Raw genomic sequence first — 10,687 nt, 5'->3', positions numbered from 1 at the left:
CACCGAACACGTCCGCCTGAAACAGCAGCGAGGATAAACATCAAGCTTAGGTCAGGTGGATACGCCGCCTGGCCTGTCTCAGTCTACCTATCCTCGAGGACTTCTCCATACGCCAGATGACCGTGCCGAATGCCGACAGCGCATGTGAATTCGTATCCGATCGCCAAGGTCGATAGGTGATCATTATCAGTCAGCGGGCACCGCCTGTTAGTAGAAACGAAATCGTGCATTCCATGTTCAGTGCACCGTTCGGACCTGGGGAACCGGCATATGGTTGCCGTGAGTTCAAGGTACGGGAGACCTGTTGACGATAAGATCTCTCGGCGTGTGTGGGTGACCGATGCCAGCGCTTTGGACGGCATAGCGATATGGACAACGCGTGAGTGCGCTGCCACCTTGACAAGCCGTCAGTGGATTTCGGGAGGCCTTGATGGCGTCGCATCCCCGCTCCTCGCGTTCCTCTTCTGATTCCTCGCCGGCGCCGTCTGCACGGGCGGAGGGCACTGGGGCTACGGTGCACCGTCTGGAGCCGGGTGCCTGTTCGCCGTTGTCGCTGCCAGGCTCGGCCGTGGGAGCCACTCCCCTGACGGCCGCTCTGCCGATGATTCCGTCCACGGATGCGGCGAAGGCGGCCGGTGCACCAGGGCTTATGTTCGGTCCGGCTCAGCTGCGCCGCCGACCGCCACCCGCGGTTCCCATGCCGGCGGGAGTATCGGTGGCAAAGGTCGCCGCCGATACTCCCGCCGATGACGCCTTAGATGCCCAGCTTGCGCTGTTACTCGGCGAGGACGCCTCCGGGGGCACGGTGCTGGCGGGCATCGACGCGGCCTCTGATGCAACGTACGACTTCGACGAGTACGTGTTCTTGCGCAACGCCGAGGATCCCTATGTCGATCCACGCAGGACGAATTCCACTGAGCATCTGCCCGCTGATCCGCGTATGGCTGCCTTCACTGGAGCTGTGCGGGTATGGATCGGCCACTTCGCGGGCGACGCATGGACCCGGGCGCGTGCGAACGGAGGATCGGTCGACCAGGTCTACGTCGGCAGTCTGGCCGACTCACTGATGAGCTGGTGGAGCGCTGTTTGCGCGGTGCGCGCATTCAATCGGGTCTCCGTGTACAGCCCGACCGACATCGCGGCCCAGAAGTTCGAGGACTTCCAGGGACTGAGTCCGAACCTGTACTACGCCTACAGCGTCTATGGCATCCTTCGGGGCCGAGCGCTCGATGACGCGACAGCCTTCCTGACGAATAGGGGGGATCCGGCTGCGATCAACGGCATCCTGAAGGCCGGGTTCTGGGAGCAGCTGCACGACGACGTCTTCGACAGGTACTTCGTCCAGACCGGCATCCGCGTCGGCGGCGATGCCGAGGAGTACGCCTTCGACCCCTTCCCCACAGACGAGGTACTGACGGGGCTGCAGGTCGTGCACCGGCAGTCGTGGAAGCTGCTCGCTTACGGGCGGGGCGAGCTGCTCAAGTCGATTCCTCTTGCTCCCCGCGAGTCGCAAAAGGTGAGCGTCAAGGTGACGACCCGGACGAAGATCGCCCGCAGTTCCGAGGAGTCCTCTTCCTTCGAGACGTCGACGGAGTCCAGCAGCACGACCAAGGACACCGCCGAAGTGGTCGCTGAGGCGTCCGAGAAGTTGAATATGCATGCCGAGGCGGAGGTCAGTGGCGGCTACGGCCCGTTCGTCCAGGCCAAGGTGTCGGGAGGCATCGCCTCCGACCAGGCGTCGTCCAGCCGGAACACGAAGAGCCGGCTGAACGAGGTGATGAGCAAGACGGCTGGCCGCATGAAGCGGGACACCAAGGTGACTGTCTCGACCGAGTCGGAGAACACCTATGAGGTGTCGCGCTCCTCAGAGCTGACCAACCCCAACGACGAGCTTGCCGTCACCTACCTGTACCACCGGCTTCAGCAGCGCTACTGGGTCTCAACCCGGATCGCGGAGGTGCACTCGGTGGTCTTTGTCCCCGAACCCGTGCCCCAGGCGCATGAGATCGACGAGTTGTGGATCGCCCGGCATGGAGATGTCCTCGTTTCCGCGTTGCTCGACCCCGGTCTCGCCGGTGTACTCAGCGCGATCCGGAAGGAGCCCTCGGTCCTGCCGACCGCCACGGACGAAAGGTTCGGCCTGGCCGCCCAGGCGTCGATCGGGGCGACCGAGAACTACCGCGCCTATACCGGCCAGGGCACCATGCCGGACTTCCTTGGCCCCGGGCAACAGTTCTTGGAGCGGGACGTCGAGCGGCGCACCGCGCATGCCGCGGACAAAGCTCGGCGCGACCATCAAAGCAGCTCCCTCATCGCCCACGTGCGGCGAAACATCCTGCACTACATGCGTGCGATCTGGCGCGCGGAGGACTTCGACCAGCGGATGCAGCGCTACCGTCGGCGCCGTGTACCGACCCGGTGGGTGTTTGTGCCCAATGACGTCCCCCGGACCGGCCGGCAGCCGACCCCGGCCGAGGTGGAAGGCGTGTTCGTTCCCGTGCAGGGCAGCGAACGTCCACTGGACCAGGTGATCGACCCCATAGGGCCCATCGGATACCTGTTCAACTGCGCCATCTACCGGCTGCGGGACGATTTCCGGGTCGCCAACATGCACCAGGCGCTGGCCTGGTTGCGGGCCGCGTACACCCGGTTCACCGTGACCTGTACGCCGTCGAAGACAACCCAGACGACAGCACGGCAGGTGGTCGCCGTGGCCCCCCGGACGTTCCTGGATGAGTTCACCATCACCTACCGCGTGTCCCGGGGAAAGTGGCTGATGCCGATCGCCGGCCGACAGGAGATCGACTGGGCGGAGATTCCGGTCACCTCCGACGGCATGCTCGAGGTCGCCGGAGTGCGGATCTGGCTCGACGGCGAGCCCGCGGACTATGACGAGTTGGCGATCCGGGTCGCTGCCACGAGCGAACTGGAGGACCCACACGTTCGCTTCACCCGCGCCACCATGCCGCTGCCGCCAATCGCCCAGGAAGCGCAGTTCTTCCCACCGCACACCTTGAAACAGATGGCAGCACTCCTCCCCGAAGTGGCGACGGCACTCGACGGAGCAACCGACTGGGCCGAGCTCACCGCAGAACAGCGCGATGTCGTCCGGGCGGCGTACCACGAGTGGATCGTGCTCCGGGACAGCGGCCGACTGGTGACCCTGGAGACCGCCAACGTCGTACTCGATCTGGCGGCGGGCAACGCCCCGCTCTTGGAACCGTTCAAGCGGCTGCACCGCTACATCGATGTCGTACGGGAACGAGAGAACGCTCGCCGCATACGGCTGGAGAACGACCGCCGGCAGGCACTGTTGGCAGCCGGGCGACTCGGCGACCCCGACATCGACCGGGTGTCACTGGTCTCGGCAGATCCCGCCTTCGCCGACCTCGTCGATACCGGCGGTGATCCGGCCGATAATCCTCCGCCCCCCAGCCCTTGACCGGAGGCCTTGATGCCCGCGCTCCGCAACAGCAGCACTCGGCCACGACTGAAGGCGGCCGCCTCCGTTCTTGAGGCACTGCCCGAGGAGCAGCGCAACGCCACCGATCTGCAGCAGGTCGCCCAACTCCTTGAGGCACACCCCGAGTCCGGCAAACGCCCGGCGAAGGAGGCCGACAGGAAGGATCATGCCGCCGCGCTGCTCACCGTCGCCCGCAGTCACGCGACCGTGCAGGCCGCGGCCGACGCCTCCAGGCGCCTGGACGAAGCCCTCGGTCGGTACCTCGAGGGGATGTAGCGGGCCGTGGCCGACGAGCGCGCGAAGAGGGCCGCCGTACGCCTGGGCGCCTATTACCAGTCGCTGCTCGCCGTCGGCGCGGACCTCACGCCGGGCGGGCTGCCCGCGTGGGCCGAACCACCGCGGCTGCGACCTGCGGGATGGAGCGTGAAAGGGGCGGGACTGAACGCGTTGTCCCGTTCGTACTTCCCCGAGATGACCAAGGAATACGAGCGGTCCCTGACCGGCAATTTCAAACGTCAGCAGTTGTTCGAGGAAGACTTACGGATAGTGCTGACCATGCTGCGACCGGCCTTGCAGGCAGCGGCGGACAGACTCCTGGGCGAGCAAATCTCCCAACTTCAGATGCTCGCCCGGCGATTCGCCCGTCCCGGAGCCGACGACCGGCTGACAGCCAGTGCCCGTCGGGTACTTGGCGCGGCCCGGCAGGTACAGCTACTGACTGATCCACCATCGGCCGGCACACCTGAGCCGCCACCCACCGCCGCCGCCGAACCAGAGCCTGGCACCCCGGCGTCGAACGCGGACGCCGGAGAACCGGCCGGGTTAGCAGGACCGCCGCCCGAAGGCTCAGCTGCCGCGCTCCCCGGCGGCGCTTCCGGCCCCGTCGATTTCAGCCCCATGCCCCCGTACCCCCGCCATCTGAACCGGGCGATCCTGCTGAACGCGATCGCGCAGGAGCGCCGCGGTCTGGAAAACGGGACGCTCGACCAGCCCGACCCACGAGACGGCCCGGCGGGCGCACGAGCCCACGACAGCATGGCCGGACCGGACGCCCACGAGGTCTCCGAGCTGCTGGCGGCCCTCGCCCTGCCTCAGGAGTCACTGCGTCTGCTGGAGGCGTACGAGGCTTCCCCGCACGCAGGTTCTGCAAGCGTGCAGGTCGAGATCGACTCGGCCATCGCCGCAACCCGAATCCTGCGGCTTCGGCTCACCAGGGGCGCTTCCGCGGATGACGCGTGGCTGTACGGGCCGCTCGTGCTCGCTGCCGTCCAAAGCCTCGGGCTGTCATCTGTGCCTGCCTTCCCCGAGTTCGCAGTAGCGCTCGGATCCCAGCTCGGACGCACCCGTACCGAGACCCTGCTGAGCGCCGCGGGACTGCTCCTGCTAGGCCTCACCGTGGTCTTCACCGGTCCGGTGGGAGCCCTGGCAGTGGGGGTGCTGGACCTCTCCTTCGCCGGAGTAGAGCTAGGGGTGGCGCTGCTGCGACAGTATGAGCGCGACCTGGCAGCTTCGGCCTCGACGTTCCGAACCGAGGCCGAGCAGTTGACCCCGCCCGACACCGACGACAGCATCCCTCTCGCAGTGGCTGGCGCGTTCCTCTCGGCTATCGGACTGGCCGGAGCGGCCCGGCCGTTGCTGAAGCTCCGCGCTCGATCGCCACGACAGGTGGCCACGTTGGAACTGGACAACGCGGTGCGCGAGTTCGGCACGACGACGGCCGAAGTCGAGCAAGCCGCGGTACAGGCGGGAAACCGTCGTTCGCTCATCCGACGGCCGAAACCGACCGTGGAAATGGACACGCCGGGCGGCCGTCCCCTGCCGACGATCAACGACGTGGCTCGCGGCCTCGAGCCGTCGACATCAGGGAGGACGCTGTGGCGGTCCGAAGACCAAATGAGGAAGGCCGCTGCCAAGGCCAAGAAGCAAGGCGGACGCAAGCAACTCCGTACAGATGGGCGGACCAAGGAACGCATCGAGTCCTTCGCCCTAGAGCCGGACGAGGTGGCGACCGCGGACCGAGGCACCGTACGGGACGTCACCGAGGCATCTCAGCGTGAGACAGTGGCCGGTACCGTTCCTGAGCGCGAGTACGGGGAAGCGGACCTCGAGGCCCTCAGCGCCGACGTTGCGCCGTACCCCCACTTGCAAGACGTCCCAGCAAGGGGCGGTGCCACCGCCACGTGGGAGGGGCGCGCCTACGACGTCTTCTGGAAGCGGCCCCCGGAGAATGAACCGGACCTGGTCGCGTGGGCCCGACGGCAATTGCCCTACGGTTCACCCGATCCGATCGCGCCGTGGCTCATCGTAGGCCCGAAAAACCCCGCCACCCTCGAACACATCGTGGCGGTCGAGCGGATACAGAAGTTCCATGGCTTCCATCGGCTGAGCCCGGCGAATCAAAAGCGGGTGCTCAACTTTCGGGAGAACCTCATGGCCCTCAGCTCAGACGTCAACAGCCCACTGAGCAGCCGTACGTATGCGGAGTGGGGCAACGACATCAGGTCGCAGGTCCCCCCTCAGTTCCAGGCAGCGTTCGAGGCCCGCCTAGCGGCCATGGAGGCGAGGGAGAAGGACCTCACCCGGAAACTACACGATCTCATCGACACGCTGCTGGCCGAGCAGAACACCACCCGCGGCGTCAGCCGCCCGGCACCGGGTCGGCCCGGCCTCGGAGCGCGCCTGACCGGCACCGCGCTCTCCACCACCGCGACACCCGAGCCCGGTGCAGAGGCGGAGGAATAGCTCTGCCGCGGGTTAACCACCTCGTTGCAAGCCCGCTGGGCGTACGGTGCACAGGACGTGGGCGGCGATGACGGGCGCGGGCGGGGCGCAGCGGCACGTGCGGGATGTCCCCCTCCGAACCAACGGCGCCATCGACGGCGGAAGTGGGTGGTGGCAGCCTGTTCCGTATCCTGGCGGCATGCGCATGCGCCCCACTCTGAGCTGGACCCCTACCGAGGACTTGCCGCCGGGCACCACGGACCTGGAGCCGGTCACCGATGCGCTGAGCACCGGCGGTGTGCTGGTGCTCAGCGGGGCGGGCATCTCCACGGAATCGGGCATCCCCGACTACCGGGGCGAGGGCGGGAGCCTTGCTCGGCACATTCCGATGACCTACCAGGACTTCACCGCCAGCGCCCAGGCCCGACGCCGGTACTGGGCGCGCAGCCACCTCGGCTGGCGCACCTTCGGCCGCGCCCGCCCCAACGCCGGGCATCAGGCCGTGGCCGCGTTCGGGCGGCACGGCCTGCTCTCTGGTGTGGTCACCCAGAACGTCGATGGCTTGCATCAGGCCGCTGGCAGCGAGGGCGTCGTCGAACTCCACGGAAGCCTGGACCGGGTCGTCTGTCTTTCCTGCGGCGACTTCAGCCCGCGCCGCGAACTCGCCCGGCGGCTGGAGGAGGCCAATGTGGGCTTCGAGCCGGTGGCCGCCGGAATCAACCCGGACGGTGACGCCGACCTCACCGACGACCAGGTCGGGGTCTTCCGCGTGGTGCCCTGCACGGTCTGCGGCGGCGTCCTCAAACCGGACGTGGTGTTCTTCGGCGAAGCCGTTCCGCCGCAGCGAGTCGAGCACTGCCGCAAGCTGGTCCGTGAGTCGGCCTCGCTGCTGGTCCTGGGCTCCTCACTGACGGTGATGTCCGGGCTCCGGTTCGTCCGCCAGGCGGCCCAGGAAGGGAAGCCGGTGCTGATCGTCAACCGGGACCCGACTCGGGGCGACCGGCACGCCGTGACCCGGGTCGCGGTCCCGCTGGGAACGGCCCTCACCACCATGGCCGACCGGCTGGGCATCCCCGCCGACAACGAGGCGGCGGCCCGGGCGAGGTAGTGACAGCAGCGGGGAGCAGGCACAGGGAGGAGTCGGGCACAGGAGATTGGAGGCGGGCGCCGAGGTAGACGACGAGTCCGCCCAGGTCGCAGGCGAAGCCGAGGAAACAAATCGATGCCGGCCGCCAGCAACGTTCCGGCGTCGTCGAAGACCGGTGCGCCGCCCGGGCCGGGGCGGGAGATGCCACATGAGCTCCCGGTCTCCAAGTCCCTTCCTGCAGTGGGACTGTCCTAAAGATGGGTCTGGCCCGTAGTCGGTGATGACGTTGAGTAGCCGTCCGTGATCATGATCTTGTAATGGATGTCAACTCCCTTATGTCCACGGTGTTTTCCGGGCTGTCGGTGCTGGTCGTCGAGGACGTAGCGGACGGCGGTGACGCGGTGGTGGTCACGGCCCGCACTCGGGATGTGGCGGTGCCGTGTCCGGTGTGCGGGACGCCGACGGCGAAGGTGCACGGGTACCACGGCCGGACGGTGACGGACGTGCCGGTCGACGGCCGCCAGGTTGTCGTCCACCTGCGCGTACGGCGGCTGGTCTGTCCGGTGCTGGGCTGCCGGCGGCAGACCTTCCGCGAGCAGATCGAGCCGGGTGAGGACCCATGGACCGCCGTGGTCCGAGAATGCCAGGAGGAGCTGGGCACCGAGGCCGTGGTATCGCCGATCACCGGCGAGCATCCTCTCTTCCTCACCGTCATCCGAACCCGGGGGCAGGCCGCGCACACCGACGTTTCGCTCTGGTACATCCTCAATGCCGATGCCCACACCATCACCTCGTACGACCAAGGCGAATTCAACGCAATCCGCTGGCACATCCTGTGTTCATCGCGCTGGCTACGGCCACGCAGGCACGGAACTGTAAGGATGCGGTACAGGCCTGCGCTCTTGACGCGGGGACGTTTCCGGAAGAGCTGTACCGCGACCTTTCGGCCGCCCTGGACTCCAGCGAAGCGGTGCTCGTTCGCTCACTGAGCCATTGCCAACTTGCGGTCGGCTCAGCTCGTCTTCCGCTCCGGCGGCCCCTCCGTGCCGTAGAGCTTCGCCGAGGCGTCCACATGAGCCAGCCTGCGCAGCGCGCTGAACACCGCCTCACCCAGAACGGTCCCGACCACCACACCCTCCACCATGTCCTCGACCGCCACCCGCCGGTCCACGTACGTGAGGTCGGCGCGGGCGACCTGCTCGGCGGCGTCGGCGTAGTCATCGAGCACCTCGACGAACGCCCCGTGCCCCAACCGGGCCATGGCGGCGAGGGCCTTGGACAAGTCGATGGCGGCGGGGTTCGACTCATGCGTCCGCCAGCCACGCCGGGAGACGAGGTCGGCGACGACGGCCTGGGCGGTCGTCGCCTCGGCGTCGTCGTGCTCGATGTTCGCGCTGCCGAGGCGGTCCGCGGCGGCGCCGAGCACTTTGTGCAGCGGACGCTCCGGGTCGTCCAGGGCCGCCAGTACGTCCGCGATCTCGGCCACCTTCATGCCGCCCACATCGAGCAGGGCACGGATCAGCCGCAGCCGACGCTCGTGCGCCTCGCCGTAGGTCGCCTGATTCGGGCTGCTCAGCTCGCCGGGAGGCAGTAGCCCTTCACGGACGTAGTACTTGATCGTCGGCACCGGCACTCCGGTTTTTCGGCTCAACTCTCCCATACGCACTGCCGGTTCACTCCCTGGCCGTCGCTCTGCCCACCGCGCCGGTCCTTGCCGGCCCGCCTCCCATCATAGATAGTACGCCTATCGGATAGCGGATAGTGCCGCTATCCGTTGATAGGGGGTAGCCATGTCTTCTTCACGTCCGTCTTCGTGGCCTGCGCCGTCGTGGTGGTCCTCGGCGCCATGGCGGTCGTGGCATCGGCCGCTGGTGCTGTTCTCGGCGGCGATGGTGGTGACGGCGGTCATCTCCGCGGTCGGACTCGTCGTCGACGACCGTGTCCTGGCGGGTGCGCCGATCTGGTTCAAGCCGTTCAAGTTCTCGGTCTCGTTCGTGGCGTACTGCCTCTCCCTGGCCTGGATGCTGTCGCTCCTTCCCAGCGGCCGACGGGTGGGCTGGTGGGCGGGGACGGTCGTCGCGCTGGCGAGCCTCGTCGAGATAGTGATCATCACCGGGCAGGTGATACGCGGCAAACGCAGTCACTTCAACCACGAAACGCCCTTGGACGAGGCGCTGTTCAATGCGATGGCCGTCACGGTCGTCATCCTGTGGCTCGGCACGCTCGCCGTCGCCGTGCTGCTGCTCCGCGCCCGCATCGCCGACCGTGCGTCCGCCTGGGCGATGCGCTCCGGCATCGCCCTGGCGCTGGCCGGGGCCGCCGTCGGATTCCTGATGACGCAGCCCGCGCCGGGGCAGCGGCGCGGCGTCTCCAAGGTGGTCGGCGCGCACAGCGTGGGCGTGCCGGACGGCGGTCCCTCCATGCCGCTGACCGGCTGGTCGACGACCGGCGGCGATCTGCGGATCCCGCACTTCGTCGGCATGCATGCGCTGCAACTCCTGCCGCTGCTGGTCATGGCGCTGACCGCCCTCGCACCACGCTTCGCCCGCCTCGCCGACGACCGGGTACGGCTGCGCCTGATGCTGCTCGCCTCGGGGGTGTACGCCGCCTCCTACGCTCTGGTCCTCTGGCAGGCGCTGCGGGGCCAGCCGCTGATCCACCCGGACGGCCTGACGCTGGGGGCGGCTGGCCTGATCCTGGTGGCCGTCGTTCTCGGGACGTACGGATCCCTGCGGGCTCAGGCTCCCCCTTCGGGCGAGGTAGCTGACGCTGAAGACGCCGGCGCCTCGAAGGAGGTCATGGCATGACCGTATTCCTCTTCGAGCTCTCCTTCTGGCTGGCCGCACCCGTCTGGCTGCTCATGATCTTCGCCCCCGCGTGGGGCCCGACCACCCGCATCGCCGCCTCACCGATGACCGCGGTGCCCGTACTGCTCGTCTACCTCGCGCTCGCGGTTCCGGTGTTCCCCGAACTCTGGACCGCGGTCAGCAGCCCGGACCTCGACACCTTCCGTCAACTGACGGCACTCGCGGACGGCGCGGGAGCCATCTGGGCGCAAGTCATCGCCTGGGACCTCCTCATCGGGCAGTGGATGTACCGGGAGGCCAGAAGGCTTGGGATCTCCGCCCTGCTGATGGGGCCTTTGCTGGTCTTCACGATCCTGCTGTCACCCTTCGGACTGCTGGTGTTCCTGGGGCTGCGCACGGCGAGGTCACGGCGTTCGACCCGCGACGACCTCACGGCCGCCGCGTCCGGCGCAGCCACGTAGGCCGAGCGCATGCCCCGCCTCGCCCGCCACCAGACGGCTGATCGGTAGCTCCAGCCCGCAGAGGGAGATGCGGAGGCCGCTAAGCCCACTTCGCCTCCGAAAGCCGTCAGGCTCCCGTGTTTCCTTTGGGATCCGTAGTGATCCGTAG

At 67.7% G+C, this 10,687-nt stretch carries 8 protein-coding genes; 7 read left to right on the top strand and 1 reads right to left on the bottom strand.

Annotation, left to right across the window (positions count from 1 at the left end):
* Nucleotides 1-715: 715 nt before the first annotated feature.
* From StrepF001_RS42785 to StrepF001_RS49885, 5 genes are all read left to right on the top strand, one after another.
* A complete protein-coding gene (locus tag StrepF001_RS42785; protein ID WP_129803481.1) occupies nucleotides 716-3,442 on the top strand; it encodes a hypothetical protein in 2,727 nt (908 codons plus the stop codon).
* Between the two features lie 12 nt (nucleotides 3,443-3,454).
* Complete coding sequence (locus StrepF001_RS42780; RefSeq protein WP_129803480.1) at nucleotides 3,455-3,739, top strand: hypothetical protein; 285 nt, start codon at nucleotides 3,455-3,457, stop codon at nucleotides 3,737-3,739.
* A 6-nt stretch (nucleotides 3,740-3,745) separates the two neighbouring features.
* Nucleotides 3,746-6,205 carry a hypothetical protein gene (locus StrepF001_RS42775; protein ID WP_129803479.1) on the top strand — a complete coding sequence of 820 codons (2,460 nt, stop codon included), beginning with the start codon at nucleotides 3,746-3,748 and terminating at the stop codon, nucleotides 6,203-6,205.
* 178 nt (nucleotides 6,206-6,383) lie between these two features.
* Nucleotides 6,384-7,292, top strand: coding sequence for an NAD-dependent protein deacetylase (locus StrepF001_RS42770; RefSeq protein ID WP_129803478.1), 909 nt, complete (start codon nucleotides 6,384-6,386; stop codon nucleotides 7,290-7,292).
* A 323-nt stretch (nucleotides 7,293-7,615) separates the two neighbouring features.
* Nucleotides 7,616-8,260, top strand: coding sequence for a transposase family protein (locus StrepF001_RS49885; protein WP_276322896.1), 645 nt, complete (start codon nucleotides 7,616-7,618; stop codon nucleotides 8,258-8,260).
* 23 nt (nucleotides 8,261-8,283) lie between these two features.
* On the opposite strand, the gene StrepF001_RS42760 is transcribed toward StrepF001_RS49885, so the two are convergent.
* Nucleotides 8,284-8,937, bottom strand: a complete 654-nt coding sequence (locus tag StrepF001_RS42760) for a MerR family transcriptional regulator (RefSeq protein ID WP_129803477.1) — start codon at nucleotides 8,935-8,937, stop codon at nucleotides 8,284-8,286.
* A gap of 223 nt (nucleotides 8,938-9,160) precedes the next feature.
* Here StrepF001_RS42760 and StrepF001_RS42755 point away from each other — a divergent pair, with 223 nt between their 5' ends.
* Complete coding sequence (locus StrepF001_RS42755; protein ID WP_129803482.1) at nucleotides 9,161-10,078, top strand: hypothetical protein; 918 nt, start codon at nucleotides 9,161-9,163, stop codon at nucleotides 10,076-10,078.
* Nucleotides 10,075-10,539, top strand: a complete 465-nt coding sequence (locus StrepF001_RS42750; protein ID WP_129803476.1) for an ABA4-like family protein — start codon at nucleotides 10,075-10,077, stop codon at nucleotides 10,537-10,539. The genes StrepF001_RS42755 and StrepF001_RS42750 overlap by 4 nt, the downstream gene beginning before the upstream one ends.
* Nucleotides 10,540-10,687: the final 148 nt, after the last annotated feature.

The sequence above is a fragment of the Streptomyces sp. F001 genome, assembly GCF_004187715.1.
Classification (GTDB): domain Bacteria; phylum Actinomycetota; class Actinomycetes; order Streptomycetales; family Streptomycetaceae; genus Streptomyces; species Streptomyces flavusporus.
Note: the sequence above shows the minus strand (reverse complement) of the source record. Positions and strands in the feature narration are given on the sequence as shown.